This is a genomic window from Parabacteroides sp. ASF519, assembly GCF_000364265.2.
GTDB classification, from domain to species: Bacteria; Bacteroidota; Bacteroidia; order Bacteroidales; family Tannerellaceae; genus Parabacteroides; species Parabacteroides goldsteinii.
This window is the reverse complement of sequence record NZ_AQFV02000006.1, coordinates 4,252,366-4,273,929: the sequence shown is the minus strand read 5'-3', so window position 1 is coordinate 4,273,929 and position 21,564 is coordinate 4,252,366. Positions and strand designations below refer to the sequence as shown.

Below are 21,564 nucleotides of genomic sequence, written 5' to 3'. Positions count from 1 at the left end.
TCCACAAAATATTGAAATAAGACATCAATCCAAAATATCCCAGGGGTAAAACTCATTAAATCCCCCTTAAAACCGAGGTGCTTTTTATCCTTTTCCTTATTATATAAATAAGGAAGCTATTTAGAGGTTAAACGGATAATCAAAGGCTAGTATTGATATAATATATGTATAGGATAAAAATACCATATTGTCAAATCCCGTTGAAACGGATTTTTCTGTTGCTGGTTTACTGTTTGCTAAAAACAGGTATGACTGCGCAGACAACGACTTATCATAAGGCGGAGTCCTTTTTATTCTCTTTCAGGGAGAACAGCGATATGTTCCTGGCAGATTATGGCGACAATGCTTACCAACTGGAACGGATGGGGCGATTACTCGATGCTTCCCGCAATCGTTTGCTGAAAGGCAACTCCCACCTTTTAATCGTTTCGCATGTGGATGCCTACGGTGGTGAAGAAGAGTCGGTGATCAATGAAGCTTTCCTGCGCGCGAACCGTATCCGTGCTTATCTGAAGGTCCGTTTCGATATTCCTCACGAATGTGTTGCTTTTTATATCGACCGTAGCGGCAGTTACCGTGATCGGGTGCATGTGTATGAGGTATATAAACCACTTCCGTGGTTTGCCAATACCTCGATCCATTACAGTGAGAGCCGTTACCCGGTTGCGATAAAAGCGGCGATCGACCGATATGGTGTCGTTCCTTATGTCGACCTGTACCGCCGTGGAGAGAAGGGAGGTTATGACCGTGAAGTGTATCGTATAGACGATCCTCTTTTTGACCGGACGGAACTGGAAGATTACCGGCTGGCATCGGTAGCGGATACCCTGCGGGTAAAAACAGAGCATAAGATAATTGTACCGGAAGAAACAAGAGCGACACCGGTGGAACAGCCAGTCGTTGTGGGGAAAGCGGAACGCAAAGCTGCATATCTTGCCATTAAAACCAATTTGTTTCCGTGGTGTACAGTAGTCCCTTCGGTGCGTCTGGGAACCGGTGAAACAAAGATAGAAACCGGGTCTTTCATGCCGAATCTGGCACTGGAATACTTTTTTGCCGACCGTTGGTCGATTGCCGTATCAGGCATGTATTCCGATTTCTCTTATAAGAATAAGGTACGCGACCACTGGTCTGTCTCTTCTTTTTCCATCGAACCCCGTGTGTGGCCATTGCGTCCGGGTGAGTTTGTGTGGCTTAATACCGGATTGTTCGGCGAGTACGGCGATTTTGACATACGGGGCAGTGCGATCGATCCGGATAAGGATATTCTCTATGGCCGGACCGGCCGTTTCCGGACGGCAGGTGCCAGTGTTGGTTGCCTGATTCCTTTCGGGAAAGGTTTCTGTATGGAGGCTGGGGTACGGGCAGGTTATCGTTCGGTGTCGGAGGGAAAGAAATACCGTTACGATAAAATGGACGATAAGAATTATCTGGAAACCCGTTTTTCGTCGACAGGTTTTATGATTGGGTTGAATGTCAGCTTGGTATATCGTTTTCAAATCAGATAAGGAAAGGGGGGAATATGGGTAAACATAAAAACGATAGAATAAAGAAATGGGTAATATGCCTGGTCGGCGCCCTGGCCTTGGCGGCATGTACCTATCATACGCCGGATGAAGACTGGGAGGAAAACGGACGGGTACGCTTGCTTCTCGATTGGCAAACCCGAGCACAGCCTTCGGTCATGACTTACCATTTCTATAAAGATGGAACAGGCAGTCCCGTTGTGCGACGTGGGGATGCTTGGGGATATGAAGGAACACTTCCGGCGGGATATTATAAAGTGGTTGTTTGTAATACCGACTGTGAGAATGTTTTGCTGGAGACGGAAAACGGATATGACGGGGCTTGTGGGAGGGCCCGGCAGGTATCTTCCCTGAAATCGTCACCGGTCTTGATCGCACAACCGGGTAATTTGTACAGTACCGGTTGTGAACAAATCGATATCGGGGGCGAAGAAATTGCAGTACGGGAATTAAGTCCCGCCAGTGTGGTTCGCAGGCTGGAGCTGAATATAAAGATCACAAGCGGAGAGACGGGTGAGGTGGTTCAATGTGAAAAACTGACCGGGCGGCTCACCGGTCTATCTCCGGGCGTATATCTTTCAAGTGGCAAACCTTTTTCCGGTACATCTGCCTTTATGGTATTCGAGTCTGAGTTAACCTCTTCCGGAGTATATACCACGATACAGAATCTGTTCAGCCTGCCGGAAAAGGATGCCGGTAGCAGTCCGGTCAGTCTCCTGTTGGACATGGAACTGGCGGACGGAATAGAAGTTTCCACGTCGATCGATATTACAGAAGAGATCGGTAACGCATTCATAGAGAATACGTTTTCGGTGATACTCGACCTGACGGTCAGGTACGATGAAATAGGCGGCTTGACTATTCTGCTGGCGGAATGGAAAAAAGGAAATGAAGGTTCGGGTATCGTCGATCCCTGAAATGGAATAACAATTAAACACTGGTATAATATGAGAACAAGTGAATTTTTAGCAGCAAGTATGTTGGTCGCCGTTTTTCTGGTAGGTTGTACCAACACAGAAGAGCCGGTGACGGCAAATAGTGAAGAAGCGATCCGCATAACGGCGGGTATCGGAGAAACTACCCGTGCGGTGATCGATGCCGGTTATGGCACGGATCTGAATGTGTCGTTTGCCCGGATCGATAACCTGCCCGCAGGGACAAACTGGAATATGCCGTCGATCGATGCTATCCGTACCGGTGGTGCAGGTAATACGGCGATCACTTTCGAGCAGGAACAAAACTATCTGGCGGCAAACGGAGTGTCGGTCCTGATCGGCTACTATCCCCGCAAGACTCCGGAAGCAGGGACGGCCAATCCGTTACGTGTCGTTTACACGATTACCGGAGATGAAGATATTATGGCAACGGAGATACAGACAGGATGGTTGGCAGCCCCGTTCGAAGTATTCACCTTTAATCACCTGCTTACCCAGTTGCAATTTATTTGCGTGGGTTCTGCTGAAGCTGTTGCCAAATGGACGGCAGTCACTTCCATAACGATAAAAAATATAACCACAGAATTGACACTTTCGCTCGATAAAACGACGGGCGCCAGCTTAACGGCTATCGGTGTTGCCAATAAGAGTTTATTGGTAAAGAACTGTCCGGCGGCTGTCTCGGTTGTCGGTCAGGCTACTCCCCGGACCGGCTACCTGATGCTTTATCCGGTAGCGGATATGGGAACGGTTGCGGCTGCGATCGACCTGGAAGTGAAAGCTACTTACGGCGGAGAGGTAAAAACACTGCCTGTTTCTATAACGAATATTGATGGTGGGGTACAGGCGGGACAATCTCACCTGATCACGCTCACCTTTGCGGAGGACGGCACGATCATAGCAGAGGCCGGTATTGCCGTCTGGCAGCCGGGTAATGGCGGAAGTTCCATTATAACCCCCGGAGAATAATAAAAAATCGAATAGTAATAGAATGAATAAACCGATAGTCATAGCAACCGTCGTTATCCTTTCAGGTATCACCGCCTGTTCGGACAGCAATCCTACACCGCAGTTAGTTCCTGAAACGGCGGTTAACCTGGAAGGGGCGATCGGCTTGTCTACCCGCGTTGTAATCGATTCCGGTTATGAAACGGATCTGGATATCTGTTTTGTGCGTCAGGATGAAACAGGTAATACCTACGGTGCGTGGAGTCTGTACAAAGCTGTCCGTAGCGGAGGGGCAGGGAACCGTCCGATCCGGTTTGAGATACCCCAGTTATATCCGGCTGATGGAAGCCATATCCGTCTGCACGGTTATTATCCGGTGGAGAATGAGGTCGATCCGGTAACAGGTAAGGTGATTTTTACTTTAGACGGGATGACGGATATCATGGCAACGGGATGCCTTTCTGCAACCGCTTATGCTCCTGTGAGGACCTGCCTGTTCCGTCATTTGCTGACACAGGTCGGGTTGGTTTGCTATAGCGACCGGGCGGTGCTGTGGGGAGAGATCGTAAAGATAGAAGCAGTGGGAGTCCATACCCGTCAGGAACTCGATTGTACGGATGAGTCTCCCCGGTTGACGGATGTATCTTCCGCTGAAGTAATAAAAAATGTGATCGTGCAAGGGATAACCGGATTATTTCTCCCGCAGGTGGATGAAGGGGAAGGACTGCTTGATGCGCAAGGATATATCCTGCTTCCCGCATCGCTGCCTGTAGGGACGGACGGGAATCCGCTCCGGTTGGAGATAACCACGACGAAAGACGGAAAAGGGAATGAGATAGAAACGATAACGTCTGTATCCATTACCGTAGAAGATGGTTTTCAGATTGGCAAACGACATGTCGTTTCGCTTTTTTTCACAACGGGTACCCGTATACAAACATCTTTTGTCGGCGTAGAACCCTGGACGGATCACGATGCTGATGAATTACCCATCTGAAAGGATGGCTGACATAATTAAGTATGATTTTCTTTAATGTATAATTAAAAAACAAACGAAAATGAAAACAACAACAATGTGGGTTATAGCTATAGCCCTGGTGGCAGCAACAGGTTGCTCGGAAACAGAAACGGAAGTGATCGATTCCGGCGGCGACGATCAGGTAGCTTTAGGTATTTCACCTAATCTAAAGGTGGAAGCCGGAACCAGATCGGCAACTAAATCGGTCGTGAGCGGTGACCTTATTACCTATGCCAATTATACGACTGAAGCTCCGGGATTAGGCGTATTGATAACGAATAAGGCTGCAAATGGCTGGTATACACCTGATGGAACGGACTATACCGGCCACCATGTATGGTATATGGGTGATGAAAGGGGAGCGAATTGGATCTCCATACAAACAAAAGGAGCCACTTTTGCGGATACGAACGAGTCTCCTTATTATCTGACGAAGGATATAGGTAGAGTATATGCTTATTATCCGTATGATGTAACTATAACCAATACTCTTACAAATGTAAATGCGGAAGCCGACCTTAAAATACCCGTAACGGTTTTGAGTAGCGGTGAGATAAACGCTCAAAGAAATAATGCGAAGAAGTATTGGAACGCGGGTGCATGGGCATCTACAGCGAGGACTGACCTGGTCAATCTCAGTTTGCCGACAGAAAAAGACTACCTGTATTTTGGTGCGGATGGCGGACGCTATGTAAATAACGGACGTGCCGACGGATTTTCGCCTGTGACACCGGAGGATGAACCTAATAATCTGGATACGGATAATCCCGGTTACAAGATCAACCTGGATATGAAACATGCGATGGCGATGGTCTCTTTCCGGGTGTACGATGGCGGACGTTTAAGCGGTAATAATGTGAATTTTACGAAATTTACGATTAAGAATCATATCGGTGGTACAAATCTGTTCAAGACCGGTAGTGGAAAAATGTCTTTGACGGACGGTGCGATAACAGAGACAGTTGCAACGGCGGAATTGAGTCGTACGATCACTAATTATGTCCTGATGCGGCAAGTGGAAGCAGGAGAAGGGCAGTATGCCTTTATACAGACCGGGACTACGACCGGTGGGATAAATGGTAAGACTGTATCCAAGTCGGTCAGCGCTATTGTGTATCCTGTCAATTTCGGTAAAAATGAAATCGATCTGGAGATCACGCTTAAAGAAGGTGATAATACTCCCGTCGTGTATCCCGTAACGCTGGCCGGTAATCAATGGGAACCCAACAACAATTACATCTATACACTTTCTGCAGGGCGTAACAAACTCACGGTGATGGATGTCAGTGTTGAAGCCTGGGCGGACAACGAACAGGACGAAATACCTCTGTAATCATATATAAAAACAAAGCCCATGAAACAATTCATATATACACTTTCGACAGTTGTTTTCTTCCTGCTGGCTAACGCTTGTACGGAGGCCACGATCTTTATGGGCGACGGGGGAAATGAAGGCAAAGGCGATGTGGAGGAGGGTGTTCCTTTGAGCGTAAAGAATCTGGGCTTATCGGTCGAGATAGAATCGAGAAGTATCGCAACGGGAGGGGCGGTAGCTAGTCCGGTGAACCCCAATCCGCTTATGCAGGTAGGAGTTTCGGTTACGAAAGCGAATGGTTCCGCCTATGCCAGCGGTACTCATACACAGGTGTTTGTTTACAATACAGCGGCCGTTTTGCCTGGCTGGGAGTTGGCGGAGGGTGAGGAGAGGCTTTTGTTGTTTTCGGAGAAAGGAACCGTATACGGATATGCTCCGGCAGAGAAAAGCGTGTCTTTGTCAGGAACACCGAAAGTACCTGTCATGAGTGGTGTAAAGGTACTGGATAAACAGAAGTTTTACTTTAGCGACACCAGTGATCCGGTAGATGCATCGACCGATATACAGTGGGAAACCGATCAGGATGATTATCTGTATTGTAAAGTGTCCGTAGAGGTAGACCGTTGGCATCCGGAGGTTTCTTTGACGATGAATCATGCATTGGCAAAAGTGAGTTTCCGTGTGCTGGAAACGGATGGCGGTTCGGAGTTTGCCGGTAGCCGGGTGAAGAAGGTCGTGTTGAAAAGTAACAGCGGTTTTAAAAAGTCGACTTCCGCGAAGCTGAACCTGGCAACGGGGGAATTGGGAGGAACGATGGCGACAGTGGGTGAGTTGTGGTTTACAGCAGACGGCGACCTGCGAAGAGTTGGAACGGGGGTTGGTGCTGGTGAGGATGATATCCGTAAGGTTGCCATACAGGCTTTCGGGATGGTTATACCGGTGGCGGACGTCCCTGTGACGTTGGAGCTGACGCTTGACAATGGTTCTGTTTTTACGATGGCTCCGGTGACAGGCGGCGGTGTAAGCACATTTATTGCCAACTGGTTGAAGGGGAACAATTATATCTACAACATCCAGCTATCTCCGCAAGGTATCAGTATTACTAATGTTGAAGTAGCTGGTTGGGCAGAGGGCGGTGCAACGGATGTTCCTGTGGAATAGTGAAACAAAATAATGCGAAAGACGAAATAAAATGGAACGGAATCGAGTACAGTTATATCTGTTATACTTGTTGTGGCTACTGGCTGGTATATTGCTGGTTGGGTGTACGGCGGAACCGGTAGAGGAGATCGTACCGGAAGAGAGCCGGCCGGTAGCCCTTAGTTTCGGCAAGCCCAATTTGGGCGTGCCGGAACTCCTGACCCGTGCCGGAGAGGTTACCACCCCACCTCCAACGCCTTTACCAGCCGGGGCAACCGTACGTATCGGGGCTTATTTCACCGGTAATGTAGGAGATGTGTCGGCAGAAGCTTCCTTCTCTACGGTAGCCCCCTCGTTTGAAGCAACCTACGTGGTAGGGGATGACGGCAGTTTATCCCCTTGCTGCGTGAATGGGAACGGAGAGCAAACGGTGGGTACAGCCAAGGGTTTGACTGTCAGGAATGGTATGTACGATTTCTATGCAGTCTCCCCGGCACGGCCGCTATTGCAAGGGAATGACGGTTTCTATAGGGTAACCGGTATTCCCCATAAAGAGGATGTAATGACCTCTTTTGTTCGTGGTGTGGCTGTGACGAAGACCGCCAGACAAGTGGCACTCCGAACTTTTAGCCGGAAATGTGCGATGTTGGTATTCAATGTGGTCCCTTCACCCGATAATGCTCTTTCTTTCGATCGGTTATACGGAACTTCTCTTGTAATAAGAAATATATCGTCTTCGGGGGCTGTCCTGCTGGCAGGTACGGATACGGGTATTCTTCCTACGGGAGGCGGTATCGGGGTGGATGCGGAAGTTACATTTGCTACAGAAGAATTTGAACCGGTCGATCCTGGTTCTGATCCCGAGAACTGCGGCCTGAACAAAACAAAAGGTGTCGTCCTTCCCAAAGACAACCAGCCTTTCGAGGTAGAGATAACCGTGGTAAGAGACAATGAGGCAGCTACCCTCAAGGCTACTATCGACCAAAATATCTCTTTCGACGAAGGTAAGCGGTACATTTTTACCCTCGAAGTGAAGAATAATGAAAGCAGCCTGATTATGAAGGTACTCGATTGGAATGCAATAGCTTTCAGAGACGACAATGTGGGAGGTCCCGACACTCCTTATCCCGACCCTGACATCAACGAAGGAATAGGTACTACTGTAACCGTTGCCCAATGGGCAGAAATAGTCTGGAGCGGAAATGGGGAGATCGGAGGAAGGGGTAGTATGCCAATTTAGGAATAACTGAGTGAGCTATTTTGAAACAATAAAAACGAAATACAATGAAACGAGTAAGTAAAACATGGTTGTTTGTGTATCTGATCTTACTGGTCGCAGGTAGTTGTACACAGACGGATGTGGAAGAAGATGATATTCCGCTTCATGCCCTTAAAGAAGTGGATGCCGGGTTTATCCTGAATGTGTTGGCTAACCGTACTCCTGTTACCCGTAGCATCATTTTTACTTCTGAAGGTACGATCGAGTCGGATACGCTGGCAGTAGGTGCAAAGGATACGGTACGGACAAAAGCTGCTGCTCCGTTGTCTGAAATACAGGAAAGCCGGATCGCCAGTCTGTGGGTCGGGCAGTATGATGTAGCAACAGGCACGCGTTTGTTCAACCAGTATATCCCTTCTATGACCGGTACTACAGTCAATCTAAAACTGAAACAGAGCCATAATGGTAGCAGGAGCCGTGTCTATTTCGTATCGAATGCGGGTGACCTGGGGGCGATAGCCACTGAAGCGATCTTGAAGAAACATACGTTGACTTATGTTTCTACGGCCGAGGGATTACCTGACAATAATTTATGTAAAATGATGGGATATTGGGAAGGTGAAGTGGCGGCCGGTGGTGTAAGAAATATAATGGTGGCATTGACCCGCCTTATCGCTGCGATTACGTTTACTTATTCAACAAGTGCTGATTTTACATTTAGGCCTACTTCCTTAGTTTTGAAAAATGCCCCGACCGTATCGCAGGTGGAAGCGCCAACGGAACAGTTGACAACAGGAGGGATCAGTTATAATACATATACGGGTACGGTTAACCAGACAGGCGCTACTGTCTATTGGTATCTGCCGGAGAATATGGCGGGTACTGTGAGTGGTGAAAATGCTGTCGACTCGGAGAAAAAGAAGACCGGTCAGGGTGTAACGAATGCTACCTGTATCGAGTTGACCGGAACTGCCGAACAAGGCGGTGTAACATATGGGGATGTTACTTTCCGGTTTTATCCGGGTAGCGATAGGAACAATTACGATATTGTGCGTAACTCCCGTTACACGATGGATGTTACTTTGATAGGCATAGATGTTTCCGACGAGCGTATTACCGTCGGTGAGATACCTCCTATCGTAGTCGACCCTACTAAAATGCCGGCTAAAAAAGGTGGTGAAAAAGAGATACAGATCACAGCTCGTCCGGGGCAGCCGTGGGTGTTCGATATGCCTGCCTGGCTGTCAGCCATGTTGGACGGCCAAAATATTCCTTCCGGTGCAACCATTACACATCAGGGACCAGCTAATGTGGTATTCAAGGCTGTGGAAGCGAATCCGAAAGCAGAAAACAGATCTGTCTCTTTTAATATTGAAGTCAATGGTGTCGATCAGGAGATAACGATCGTTCAGGCAGGTTCTACCCTGACAAAAGAAAGTGATATATCACTGGATGCAGAAGCCGGCTCTGAAGGGTTTTCTTCTTTTACGGCTACCGAAGGTTTGCAATGGTTGGCTTCCTTAAGTGGCGACGGCTGGCTGGATTGGTCGGAAACCAATCCGGGTTCTTCAGGAGCTGAAGCAACAGACGGAGCACAACCGTTAAAAGTAAAGGCTATTGCCATTAATCCGCGGGCACAGGTACGTAGCGGTAAAATAACAGTGAAAGCCGGTGCTTCGGTAGGGGATGCCAGCTATACAAGTCTGAAGCAGGAAATAACCGTCGAACAGGCAGGGGCTACAGTAACCGGCTCAACAGTCAATATGAGCGCAGAAGCGGCAGTCGGTCAGACATCGGCGTTTACTGCTACAGCCGGTTTGGACTGGGCAGCTAGTATAACGAATGGTAATTGGTTCACACTCACCGGAACAACGTCGGGTAATCCGACGACCGGAAATGCCCAGAACATCACTTTTGAAGTGTCTTTAAATCTGTCGTCAACCCAGCGAAGCGGTGAAATCACTGTTCGTGCGGGCGATGAGACTGCAGGCCCGACAGGAACGATCACCATAAATCAGAGTGCTTCAGAATTTAGTACTACCAATGCAACAACAACAATAGATGCTGCAGCCACCACCACTACTGGTTCGGTTACTGCTACTACCGGTCTGGCATGGACTATATCTCCTGAAACTGATAATGGAATAACCGTGAGTCCTACAGGTGGTATTGGTAGCGGTATGTTAACATTTACGGCTTCTGTCAATACCGGTGCTGAACGTACGGGTTCATTTACAGTGGCAGTTACGGGAGCAAGTCCAGCGCGTACAGCTACGGTCACGGCTACGCAAGTGGCAGAAATTCCGGCTTATGTTGGTAATCTCCAGGTCTGTAAGACTGATGGCGGTAGGATGACTTTTAGTGCTGCTAACAGTTATTGTCTTAATTTGATTGCAGAAGGGAAGGAGGACTGGCGTGTGCCTACGCTGAATGAACTGAATATTATGTATTCAAATAAAGGTTCGTTACAATCCGTAATAGGATTCACTGCGTTCGTAAGCAATTACTACTGGTGTAGTACTACTGGTGGTGTCTACGGTCGTTATGTCAAGCACTTAGGTAATGGTGATATTGGCAGCGATTTAGATACCAACAGCGACTATATTCGTTGTGTCCGGCCTAAATAATCCCAAACACAGTAAGATTATTGAAATTTAAAAATAAGATGTAATAATTAAATACAACATATTATGAATAAAGCAGATTTAGTAAATAAGCTAGCGATGAAAATGCATATAACTCAGAGCCAGTCGCGAGAATTTCTAAATACCTTTCAGGAAATGGTGACTGAAGCGATTAAACAGGATACTTCTGTTATGCTTCAGGGCTTCGGGTGTTTTACTCCCTGGATACAAAGAGAACGTGAAGGACGAAACCCGAAAACAGGTATTTCCTGTGTGATACCGCCACGTACAAGTGTCAAGTTCAAACCTGGAAAGTTTTTTCTAAGGGATTTGAACTCATCCAAATAGATAACAAGTAGGAGACACGGACGAATTAACCTTATAGAAATCAACTCTGTGTCTCCCTGCTTCTATTTTTATTCCCCTCAATTATTTATTAACGCCTATTAGATACATCATGAAGAAACAAAACAAATTAGAAGCCTTATTTCCCAACGGAAAAGTCCCAGACGTGAACGAGTTTAACCGCAATCTTGATAAAATGTCGAAGGAAGGGCGTAACCATTTGCTTGAAAAAATTTACAAGTTAGCATTTACTGTATGGGTAACCTTGCCTAAAAAACACCAGAAGTTTATCGAAGAAGTTATCGTCCATGATCGGCAGTCATATGTTGATTTCATCATTGAAAAAACAGTGATGACCTGTCTCCGTTGCCCCCTCCAGTTTCCCGTCTTGTTTATCCGGATGCTCCATTTTACGGAAGTAGTAGAGCGTACCGCACAAACTTCAATAAATCATTTATCAATGTCTGTTCTTATCTGTTTCCTAATTTGCGGCAAGATCGGTACGCTTGCTGGACATATCAGTAAAGGGGGGATTACTAGTGGGGAGGTGCTGGTGTTGGCGGGGAAGGTGAGGGTGGGGGATTATTGCGAGGGGTAATGAATGAGAAAATTTTCATTATCGATTTCAGAGGAAATACAAACCTAATTTCATTTGTTCTAAGGAATATAAAAGTAAACATAATTTTTTTGAAATGTTTGATTGAGTAGTACTATTGACTTTGCTTGTATTGAAAGTGGACTTAATAGTATTCCATAACAAGTACTTCATTTTATTGTTCTTTATCCGATAAATTCAATCTTTTTTGATATTCACTTATTAGCTTTTCATACATTTCTTCCGATAAAGCTTGTACCCGCTAACCCCTTTACAGGAATAGCTACTGAAATGGCAACGATCACTTCGATATTCCACCTCGAAAAAGAAAAAATAACAGTAACGAATAAAAATAGAGATAGTATGGCTAAGAGATTGAAAATTGAAGGTGTTGATGCAATAAGTGTTTTGAACTTCAACTGGTCTATGAGCGAACCGTTAAAGGGTATTCTGAGAGTGGAAAACACGACGGAACAAGTGAAAGCAATAATTTCAGAACCGCAACAAATATAAACGAAGCGTAAAATACGGCAAGTGAACTGATTATACAGAGTGAAGTAAGTAAGCTGAACTCACTAATTCGGCTAAAACACCTATTCAAAAATGCACCGGCGAAAAGACAAAGATGGAAGCATTGGAACAATACCGCTAGACCTTCTTACAGGTTTCCAAGATTGATGACTGTAAACCTATGTTTGTGAGTTGCCATATATGGGCCAGATTCGATGAGGTTGTATACAGGCAGGGAGGTAGAAAGATGAGTGTATCGGGATTGATTGAGAATCTGGCGCTGCATCATCTGGAACGGAGGGTGATTAAGAAATTTAATCAGAAATAAATTGATAATAAACTTTGCATGAAGTTTATTCGCTTGTTTGAAGATAATCTTATAACTTTGCAACATTAAGTGATAACACTAATTAGTTTATGTTTGCAGGTTCTAAAAAGCTTTGCAAATGAAGAATTTGTGAAGCAAGTACAACATGAACTAAAATATAGGATGAAATACTTAATATAAGAATTTAAATATGGCATATGCTTTAAATTTTATAGATTTGTTTGCCGGTGCAGGTGGTTTGTCCGAGGGGTTTATTCGGGCAGGGTTTACCCCTATTGCTCATATTGAAATGAATAAATATGCTTGTGATACATTGCGTTCAAGAATGGCTTACCATTACCTGATACAGCACAATAGATCTGATGAATATGTTAAATATCTAAGAGAGAAGCAGGAAGGAGAAAGCGGAGAGAAGCTTTGGCTTACAGTACCTAAAGAAATAATAGATTCGGTAATTAACAAGGAAATATCAGATAAAACGTTACCTGAAATATTTTTGAAGGTTGATAAACTTAAAGGAGACAAACAAGTGGATCTTATTATTGGTGGACCGCCTTGTCAAGCTTATTCCCTTGTTGGACGAGCTCGCGATCCCGAAAACATGAAAAAAGATCCGCGTAACTTTTTGTACAAATATTATTTGCAGTTTTTGAAACGGTATGAACCTAAAATGTTCGTCTTTGAAAATGTGCCGGGAATTTTGTCTGCACAAAACGGAATCCATTTAGAAAATATAAAAAAAGGAATAGATAAAGCAGGCTATGAAATTGAGTTAAGAAAACTGAAAGCGTCTGATTATGGAGTTCTTCAAAATCGTGAAAGAGTTATCATTGTTGGTTGGAAAAAGGATTTAAACTTAAAATATCCTGAATTGAAAAAAGAAGAAAATCCATATAAAATTTTGCCCGATTTATTTTCAGACCTACCTGAAAGGCAGCAGGGAGAAGGTAGTTTAACTGGATTTGTTCAATATGAGACTTCGGCAACAAAATATTTAGAATGGTCAAAAATTCGGACAGAATTAGACTTTACTACACAACATATTGCCAGACCTCATAATCCGGTTGATTTGGAAATTTATAAACGAGCAATAAAATTGTGGCTTGAAAAGAGAGAGAGACTTAATTACGCAAATTTACCGGCTGAATTGCAAAAGCACAATAATAAGCAATCATTTCTTAATCGTTTTCAAGTAGTCAATCATGACGGTTGCTGTCATACTGTCGTTGCACACATAGCCATGGATGGGCATTATTATATTTATCCATCATTAAAACAAATTCGCTCAATTACCATTCGCGAAGCAGCACGAATACAAGCTTTCCCTGATGATTATTATTTCGAGGGCAGCCGCACTGCTGCTTTCAAACAAATTGGAAATGCAGTGCCTGTAGTCTTAGCAGAAAAAATAGCTAATAAAATCAAAGAGCAGTTTGCTTATGGACTATAGTAAATTACAAAAGGCAGAAGCTATACCCGAAGCCGCCTCAATGATAGAAACATTTCGAGCAATCGGTTACAGTTTAGAAACCGCCGTTGCTGATATTATTGACAATTCTATTTCTGCTAATGCTAAAAGCATATACATTAATCGCTTGTGGCGAGGTAGTAAGTCCGTTATTACCATAAAAGATGACGGAGATGGTATGAGTAGCAATGAAATAATCCAAGCAATGCGACCGGGTGCGCAAAATCCTTTGTCCGACCGTTCTGAAACAGATTTAGGGCGTTTTGGGTTGGGATTAAAAACCGCTTCATTTTCACAGTGTCGTAAACTTTCCGTATTAAGCAAGCGCCAAAACGCTCCCGCTGCGTTTTGGTCGTGGGATTTGGATTATGTTGCTCAAAGCGACAAATGGGAATTGTTACAATGGATCCCCGAAGAATTTACAAATCAGCTAGACGATTTGCAATCGGGTACGCTTATTATTTGGAGTGATTTAGACAGAGTTTTGCCACTGCAAACGGCTGAAACAGATGATAATGCAAAGTGTAAATTTTCAGATTCTTTGGATAAGGTGAAAAATCATATTGCAATGACTTTTCATAGATTTATTGAAGACAAAACAATCAAAATCTTTTGGGGCGAAAACGAGATACCCGCGTGGAATCCATTTTGCCCAAACGAAAACAAAAGGCAGGAACAGCCAACCGAAAATATTAATGGCGGTGTGAAAATGAAAGGATATGTTTTGCCTCACAAAAATAATTTTTCGTCAGAACAAGTATACAAAAAAGCCGAGGGAATACACGGCTACCTCGCACAACAAGGATTTTATGTTTATCGTGGCAAACGCTTACTTTTGGCGGGCGACTGGTTGGGCTTGTTTCGCAAGGAAGAACATTATAAGTTAGTCCGAATACAGATTGATTTGCCGAATAAACTTGATACCGAATGGCAGATTGATATTAAGAAGTCAAAAGCATACCCGCCCCTGGTTTGTCGTGAGCAATTAAAATCTTATGCAAAATCAGTCCGTACCATTGGTAGTGAAGTTTACCGGCACAGAGGCAAAATTTTGAAACAGCGAGCCGGACAGAATTTTCAACCGCTCTGGGAAGAAAAGGTAAAAGATGGCAAATGGCTTTTCGTAATCAATAGAAAGAACACTGTTATTGAAAATCTGAAAGAGTTGGCAAAAAAGCAGCCAGAACAAGCAATCAACAATCTTTTGCATATTGTAGAAGAAAATCTGCCAACAAAAGCCATTTACATCAAAATTGCCGAAAATGAGGAGAAAGAGAAAACGCATTTTTCAGACGAGTACGGCGATATTGTAAAATCAATGCTTGCTCTGATGTTTGAAAATCAAATAAAACAAGGCAAATCACTTAAACAAGCAAAAGCATATTTGAAAACAATAGAGCCGTTTAACAATTACGAAGATTTAATAGACGAATTACAATGAATGATAACTATCAAGTAGTCATAGAAATCTGTCAAAGCATAATCGGCAGAAAAGTAAGTGTTACCGACAGTGAAATAAACGAAGCAGTCAGTAAAGCGAAAATGCTTTATTCAGATGTTGATACTGTAAAATTGAAGAACGATTTACTTTCAATGTACAGCGTTAAGATTGACACTTTTCAAATTTTGGAAGGCAGGCAACGCCGCGAGCCTTGGCTGAAAGATTTTCGGGCAGACCAAAAATCAAAGTGGGAGTTTTGGACCCGTTACGCTGAATATTTGGAAAAGCAAAAAAAGTTTTCTCCAAGTGTTATTTTGCAGTTGGACGAACTGACAGATAAAGTGCTTGATAAACTTTTTAACCCGCAACGTTCTGAAATTCAAATTTCTAAAAAAGGGCTTGTTGTCGGACAAGTACAGTCAGGAAAAACAGCCAATTACACAGGGCTGATTTGCAAAGCTGCCGATGCAGGCTTTAATCTTATTGTTGTTTTGGCAGGTATTCACAACAACCTGCGTAGCCAAACCCAAAACCGCATAGACGAAGGTTTTTTGGGCTTTGATACGCAGTATGAAAGAGCCTACACAATGAACAAGACAACAAAAATAGGTGTGGGGCTTATTCCGGGGTTTGAAAATGCTATTGCAAATTCATATACAACGAGTTTGGAAAAAGGCGATTTTACAAGCAGGGCAACCAATACAGCTGGTTTTAATTTTAATGCGCCGCAGCCCATTTTGTTGGTAGTGAAGAAAAATGCCTCTGTTTTGAAACGCTTGTGTACTTGGTTGCAAACACAAGCTACTAACGACAAAATAACAAACAAGTCTTTGTTGGTTATTGATGATGAGGCTGATAACGCCTCAATCAACACCAATGTTAAAGAATTAGATCCAACAGCGATAAACAAAAACATTTGCAAAATCATTTCATTGTTCAATCGTTCCGCCTATATTGGCTATACGGCTACGCCGTTTGCCAATATCTTTATTCCTCAAAACGAAGACGATTTGTTTCCTCGTGATTTTATCATTAACATTCCTGCACCGACAAATTATATTGGTCCGGAGAAGGTATTTGGAACTTCCATAATTCCAGATGATACAAACAACGACTTACTGCCAATCGTTTGTCCTATAAAAGATTATGATTATTTTGTGCCACAGAGACATAAAAAAGATGATGATAAACCAACTTTTAGTGATATTCCAGAATCGTTGAAAACTGCTATAAAGTGTTTCATTGTTACTTGTGCAATCCGAATAGCCAGAGGGCAGGGAACAAAGCATAATTCAATGCTCATCCACATTTCACGCTATCAGATGTGGCAAAACCACATTAAAGAATTAATTGAACAACTTTTCAACTATTACAAACATGAGATTGAAGCAAGTGACCCCGCAATTTTGGAAGAGTTTAGGAAAATTTTGGAAAATGACACTGCAAATTACAAATCATACAAAACCGTTACGACTGAAATTCAGCAATCAAAATTCGGCAATATTGATAAAAATTTAACGATTCATTCTTGGGAAGAAATAAAACCATTGCTTTTCAAAGCTGTGCAAAAAGTTGAGGTAAAATCAATTAACGGTACTTCGGGTGACTGCTTAACTTATTACGAAAATGAGAAAACAGGCATATCGGTAATTGCAATTGGCGGCGACAAACTTTCGCGAGGTTTGACTTTGGAAGGGCTGTCTGTTAGTTACTTCTTGCGGGCTTCAAAAATGTACGATACACTTATGCAAATGGGACGTTGGTTTGGCTATCGCCCTGGCTATGTAGATCTGTGTCGACTTTTCACAAGTGAGGAATTAAACGAGTGGTTTAGGCACATTACTATTGCTAGTGAAGAATTAAGAGGCGAATTTAACTACTTGGCAGAATCAGGAGGAACACCCGAAAATTATGCTTTGAAAGTACGGACACATCCCGGCTGCCTGCAAATTACCTCAATTTCAAAAATGCGATATACAAAACAAATTTCTGTTTCGTGGGCAGGGCGTTTGATAGAAACTTATCAATTACCAATGGATAAGGGGATTAAGAAAAGAAATTTGATTGTAACCGATAATTTTATTTCTGCATTGGGAACACCCGAACAGAAAGGTAATAATTATCTGTGGCGTAATGTTTCGTCCGATGATATTTGTGATTATTTTTCAAAATTCAAGGTTGCTGACAGTTTGAAAAAGGTCGATTTGGATATGATTGGCAGTTATATTCACGACCTTGTACGGGCGGGTGAACTAACTTCATGGAGTGTGGTTGTTATGAATAAAAATCAGTCCGAAGTGCCGCACATTTTTTCAAACGGTATACGGACTGGCTGTTTTAATCGTAGTCGTGCCGAAGATACGAATTGGAATACTTACTACATTCGTAAAAATCATATTGTTGGCAATCAAACCGATGAATTTATCGATTTGGATGATGATTTGTTAGATGCTGCATTGAAAAGGACACAACAGCGAAAAGCAGAATTGGACAAATCGTGGGACAAGGATTATCCCGCTCCCGAAATTGTCCGACAGGAGTTCCGCCCGCGTACAAATCTGCTTTTGATTATTTATCCGCTTAATCCTGTTTGTGCAAATGTACTCAATAAACTAGGTGAAATACAAAGCGATACAATTTCATATAGTAAAACGGACGAGCCATTTATTGGTTTTGTGATTTCGTTTCCGAGCAGCAACACCAATATTGCTGTTTCATATGCAGTGAATCAGGTTGCGGAATTTGCGGAAACAGAAGCTTTGTTTGACAATGAAAACGATAATGTATATGATGAACAATAATCATATTCTGGAACTTTGGAAAGCATTAGAAGAAGAAAAAAATATAGGGCTTGTAAAGCGCTTGTATTCAAGCAATGTACCGTTTTATATTTACGGTACATTTCAATACCCAGAAAGATATTATGGCATAGCATTCACATTCAGTAACGACATACGCATTGATATTTCATCTTTTGACAACTTGCGAGAATTGAAAGTAATATTGTTGACTGACACTACTTTCTTAAATTCTCACCTGATGATAATTCAACTTTTGCACCCTAACAGCCGCGACATTTTTGCAACGCTGTGCGAAAATCTGATACAGTCGATTATCAAACTCAACACCGAACAGAAAATCTGTCGTACTGTTGTCAATCAGTTAGAAAAGTGGAAAATACTTTTTGAGAAAAACAATTCGACGGGGCTAACATCCGCCGAACAACAAGGGCTTTACGGCGAGTTGCACTTTTTACAAAAGTTTCTCGCAAAAAACTGCACTCCTCCCTGCGATGTACTGCATACTTGGGTAGGCGTTGATAAGGCAATGCGCGATTTTCAAGGTAGTACTTGGGCGGTCGAGGTAAAAACTACCTCAACCAACAATCCACAGAAAGTCACTATTAACGGCGAAAGACAGTTAGACGAAACATTGCTTGAAAACCTGTTTTTATATCATTTTTCGGTTGAAGTATCAAACGGCAACGGTCAGACACTTTGCCAGAAAATCGCAGCAATTCGTAAAAAACTTGAAAATGACACACCTGCATTGTCGCTTTTTAATACTAAACTATTTGAAGCTGGCTATTTAGACAAGCACGAGTCGTTTTATCAGGACAGATTTTATCAAGTCCGCAACGAAAATTTTTACAAAATCGAAAACGATTTTCCAAGAATTAAGGAGAACGAACTGCGCCGTGGTGTGAGTGATGTAAAATACTCAATCATTCTCGCAATGTATGATGAGTATTTAGTTTCTGAAAATCAACTTTTTAATACGGTTAAATTCTTATGAACGAAATAAACAAATACTATCAATCTCTAATTCAGGATATTGTAGCATTGCAGGCTAGTAACGAAGAAGGCGACACACAAGAACAGACTTTTACCCGCATTGCCGTTGATATGCTTGCAGAGGCAGGCGAAACTGAAAATGCTGCTATTGCCTACGATGAAAAGGCATTAGGAACACGCAATCAGCATAAAATCAATGCTTATGCCATATCCGATAATTACGAAACAGTTGATTTGTTTATTTCCATTTTTGATAGTTCTGGAGAAATAAAAACAGTAGCTAAAGCAGATATTGACACAGCAACAAAACGAATTATAAACTTTTTTCGTAAAGCTATTTACAACGACTATGTTAATGAAGTTGCGGAATCGTCGCCAATCTTTGAGTTTGCCAATACTTTGGCAAATTTTCCTGAACTCAAAGAAAATCTTGTGCGCGTCAATGCCATGATTTTAACTAATGGCGAATACAAGGGCGAGTTCCCGCCGAGTGTACAGATTTGTGGTTACAATGTGTTTTACAGGGTAATAGACATAAATTATCTGTATAAAATTTCCGAGCAGTCACGCGTCCCAATTGAATTAGATTTTGATAATTTCGAGGGCGAAAATTTTGTAATCCCCTGTTTGTCAGCAAATACAGGTAATAAAGATTACAAGGCATATATTGCGATTATTTCGGGTACTTGTCTGTCAAAGCTGTATGAACGATATGGAGCACGACTGTTAGAACAAAATGTAAGGTCGTTTCTGCAATTTACAGGTAAAATAAACAAAGGCATTCGCAACACGATAAAAACCAGACCGCATATGTTTCTTGCCTTTAATAATGGCATTGCAGCCACTGCCGATTACATTGAACTTGACAAAACAAACCGCTATATTAAAAAAATCCGTAATTTACAAATTGTGAACGGTGGGCAAACAACCGCTTCTATTTATAACACAGCCCGGAAAGATAAGGCAGATATTTCAAATATATTCGTTCAGGTAAAATTTTCAATAATTGAAAATCCTGAACAGTACAGTGATATTGTTTCTGATATTTCGCGCTGTGCCAACACTCAAAATAAGGTTAATGATGCTGATTTTTCAGCTAACAATCCGGTTTTGATTGCATTTGAAAAGTTATCGCGCTACATTCTTGCGCCAGTAACGGCTCAAAACAACCTGCAAACCTGCTGGTTTTTCGAGCGGGCACGGGGGCAGTACAAAACTTTGCGTAGTCGCGAGGGCTTTACCAAGTCCCGCCAAAGTGCATTTGATCGTAAATATCCGAAAAGTCAGATGTTTACAAAAGTTGAGTTGGCAAAGTTTATCAATGCCTATCAGGAAGTTTGGGACGGTAAAAAGTTAGTGATAAGTCCGAATATCGTTGTGCGAGGTAATGAGAAGAATTATGCAAAGTTTATTAATGATAATTTGCCTGATAACATTAAGAAAATCAATAATGTATATTTTGAAGATACGATTGCAAAGTGTATTCTTTTCAAAACTGCTGAGAAACGTTACGGAACAAAACAGAACGATTACAATATTGGTGAATTGCGGCAGGTAGTTGTACCTTATACTTTATCACTGATTAATATTTTAACAGAAAACAAATTAAACCTATATAAGATATGGAAAAATCAGCAAATTTCGCAACCACTTTCCGATTGTATATATGATTTGATGAAGCAGATTAATAAGTTTATTTTGGAAAAATCGCCTGTTACTCATTATATTGAATGGGCAAAGAAAGAAGACTGTTGGGAACAGGTAAAAGCACACACTTGGAGTTTTAATGTTAATGAGATAAAAGATGATTTGATTGACGAAAAGAACCCGCCGAAACGAAGTCTTGTAGCTGATATCGAAAACTCGGAAGAAACACAGAAGCATGAAGAAAACATAATCCGTTCAATTCCTTTTTCTCTTTGGAAAAAGATTGAAGCATGGGGACGCGATTCGGGGTTTCTCTCTATTCATTATCAGTCAGCAGCAAGCGATACTGCGTATAAAGTCAAGAATAACAGAAAAATGTCTGATACAGACCGCAACAAAGCAATATCAATTTTCGAAATCGTTTGTCAGTACAATATAGAATTATTGGAAGAGGCTGACGATTTGTCAGCACAAGAAAAAGCTGCAACAGAAACGCCGAAAATAGACAGCAATTCAAATTCAAATGAAATCACCTTGGAACTCATTCAAAAAATGGTTGATTGGGATCGCCGCAAGCGAGTTCTGGAAGATTGGAAATGGAAAGTGATGGACGATGTTTTGCAAGGAAGAAAGCCATTAGACAACCGCAAAAAATATACTTTTTATTTGAATTTGGAAAAACTAAAAAGGCACGGTTTTACAGAAGAATAG

At 42.6% G+C, this 21,564-nt stretch carries 17 protein-coding genes; all 17 read left to right on the top strand.

From position 1 onward, the window contains the following. The first annotated feature begins 248 nt into the window (after window positions 1-248). The 17 genes from C825_RS16920 (at window position 249) to C825_RS16840 (ending at window position 21,564) form a co-directional block, all read left to right on the top strand. Window positions 249-1,508 carry a DUF3575 domain-containing protein gene (locus tag C825_RS16920; protein ID WP_010803360.1) on the top strand — a complete coding sequence of 420 codons (1,260 nt, stop codon included), beginning with the start codon at window positions 249-251 and terminating at the stop codon, window positions 1,506-1,508. Window positions 1,509-1,522: 14 nt separating this feature from the next. After that, window positions 1,523-2,443, top strand: coding sequence for a DUF5119 domain-containing protein (locus tag C825_RS16915; RefSeq protein WP_010803359.1), 921 nt, complete (start codon window positions 1,523-1,525; stop codon window positions 2,441-2,443). 30 nt (window positions 2,444-2,473) lie between these two features. Next, complete coding sequence (locus C825_RS16910; protein ID WP_010803358.1) at window positions 2,474-3,430, top strand: fimbrillin family protein; 957 nt, start codon at window positions 2,474-2,476, stop codon at window positions 3,428-3,430. A gap of 22 nt (window positions 3,431-3,452) precedes the next feature. After that, window positions 3,453-4,406, top strand: a complete 954-nt coding sequence (locus tag C825_RS16905; protein ID WP_010803357.1) for a fimbrillin family protein — start codon at window positions 3,453-3,455, stop codon at window positions 4,404-4,406. 61 nt (window positions 4,407-4,467) lie between these two features. Beyond that, a complete protein-coding gene (locus C825_RS16900; protein ID WP_010803356.1) occupies window positions 4,468-5,760 on the top strand; it encodes a fimbrillin family protein in 1,293 nt (430 codons plus the stop codon). Window positions 5,761-5,781: 21 nt separating this feature from the next. Next, on the top strand, window positions 5,782-6,903 hold the full coding sequence (locus C825_RS16895) for a fimbrillin family protein (protein WP_010803355.1): 1,122 nt from the start codon (window positions 5,782-5,784) through the stop codon (window positions 6,901-6,903). 31 nt (window positions 6,904-6,934) lie between these two features. Next, window positions 6,935-8,122 carry a BF2992 family fimbrillin-A clan protein gene (locus C825_RS16890; RefSeq protein ID WP_010803354.1) on the top strand — a complete coding sequence of 396 codons (1,188 nt, stop codon included), beginning with the start codon at window positions 6,935-6,937 and terminating at the stop codon, window positions 8,120-8,122. Between the two features lie 44 nt (window positions 8,123-8,166). Further along, window positions 8,167-10,728, top strand: a complete 2,562-nt coding sequence (locus tag C825_RS16885; protein ID WP_010803353.1) for a DUF4906 domain-containing protein — start codon at window positions 8,167-8,169, stop codon at window positions 10,726-10,728. A gap of 63 nt (window positions 10,729-10,791) precedes the next feature. Beyond that, entirely contained in the window at window positions 10,792-11,073 is a 282-nt protein-coding gene (locus C825_RS16880) for an HU family DNA-binding protein (protein ID WP_010803352.1), read from the top strand. Window positions 11,074-11,182: 109 nt separating this feature from the next. Continuing rightward, window positions 11,183-11,668, top strand: coding sequence for a hypothetical protein (locus C825_RS16875; protein ID WP_010803351.1), 486 nt, complete (start codon window positions 11,183-11,185; stop codon window positions 11,666-11,668). 288 nt (window positions 11,669-11,956) lie between these two features. Further along, window positions 11,957-12,178 (top strand): hypothetical protein, encoded by a 222-nt coding sequence (locus C825_RS16870; protein ID WP_044214473.1) that lies wholly within the window; start codon window positions 11,957-11,959, stop codon window positions 12,176-12,178. A 178-nt stretch (window positions 12,179-12,356) separates the two neighbouring features. After that, window positions 12,357-12,503, top strand: coding sequence for a DUF3408 domain-containing protein (locus C825_RS16865; protein ID WP_228100164.1), 147 nt, complete (start codon window positions 12,357-12,359; stop codon window positions 12,501-12,503). 190 nt (window positions 12,504-12,693) lie between these two features. Continuing rightward, entirely contained in the window at window positions 12,694-13,953 is a 1,260-nt protein-coding gene (locus C825_RS16860) for a DNA cytosine methyltransferase (RefSeq protein WP_010803348.1), read from the top strand. After that, window positions 13,943-15,412, top strand: coding sequence for an ATP-binding protein (locus C825_RS16855; protein ID WP_010803347.1), 1,470 nt, complete (start codon window positions 13,943-13,945; stop codon window positions 15,410-15,412). Before C825_RS16860 ends, C825_RS16855 begins: the two co-directional genes overlap by 11 nt. Then, window positions 15,409-18,213 carry a Z1 domain-containing protein gene (locus C825_RS16850; protein WP_010803346.1) on the top strand — a complete coding sequence of 935 codons (2,805 nt, stop codon included), beginning with the start codon at window positions 15,409-15,411 and terminating at the stop codon, window positions 18,211-18,213. The genes C825_RS16855 and C825_RS16850 overlap by 4 nt, the downstream gene beginning before the upstream one ends. After that, window positions 18,200-19,207, top strand: a complete 1,008-nt coding sequence (locus C825_RS16845; protein ID WP_010803345.1) for a PD-(D/E)XK motif protein — start codon at window positions 18,200-18,202, stop codon at window positions 19,205-19,207. Before C825_RS16850 ends, C825_RS16845 begins: the two co-directional genes overlap by 14 nt. Further along, window positions 19,204-21,564, top strand: a complete 2,361-nt coding sequence (locus C825_RS16840) for an AIPR family protein (RefSeq protein ID WP_010803344.1) — start codon at window positions 19,204-19,206, stop codon at window positions 21,562-21,564. The genes C825_RS16845 and C825_RS16840 overlap by 4 nt, the downstream gene beginning before the upstream one ends.